This is a genomic window from Altererythrobacter lutimaris, assembly GCF_013371495.1.
Classification (GTDB): Bacteria; Pseudomonadota; Alphaproteobacteria; order Sphingomonadales; family Sphingomonadaceae; genus Erythrobacter; species Erythrobacter lutimaris_A.
The window spans coordinates 1-499 of sequence record NZ_JABWTA010000012.1 but is presented as its reverse complement, the minus strand read 5'-3'; the positions used below and the strand labels follow the sequence as shown (position 1 = coordinate 499).

Below are 499 nucleotides of genomic sequence, written 5' to 3'. Positions count from 1 at the left end.
CTTAAGGTTGCAGCCGAAGCGGGCAAACGGATCACTTTGGAAGGCCAGGAGAAGGATGTCACCACCGCCGGTCTTGCCCGCATGAATATGATCCTGCACGATTTCCCAACCGCCAATACCGCTCGACCGTGACGGGCGCGAGATTAGCGCGACCCGGCTGTCATGAAGTTTGAACTGAAGGGCATTGAACAAGCGCTGAAGAACATCGCTGCGCTCGGCCAGTCAGTAAGCGATGAAGATCTCCAGCAAGTTGCTCTGGCGGCGCTCGAACCAGTAGCGAAGGACGCGCAATCGCTGGCTCCGGTGGACGAAGGTGACCTGCGAAACAGCATTGAGCCGAGAATCTTGGAATACGGAACCGTGGGCGTCGTCAGCGGCGACTGGAAGGGCCATTTTTTTGAGTTCGGGACCGTCAACATGCGGGCTCAGCCGATGCTTGGCCCGGCATGGCACGAAAACGAAGATGCGGTGATTCAATCATTCGGCGGCCGTGTGGGTG

The 499-nt window shown here is 58.1% G+C and carries 2 protein-coding genes; both read left to right on the top strand.

Features of this window, described 5'->3' with window-relative positions:
- On the top strand, positions 1-132 hold a 132-nt coding region (locus HUO12_RS14715), incomplete at its 5' end, for an N-6 DNA methylase (RefSeq protein ID WP_176274492.1).
- A gap of 30 nt (positions 133-162) precedes the next feature.
- Positions 163-499, top strand: a 337-nt coding sequence (locus HUO12_RS14310; RefSeq protein WP_176274491.1) for an HK97-gp10 family putative phage morphogenesis protein, incomplete at its 3' end; no start/stop codon positions are given.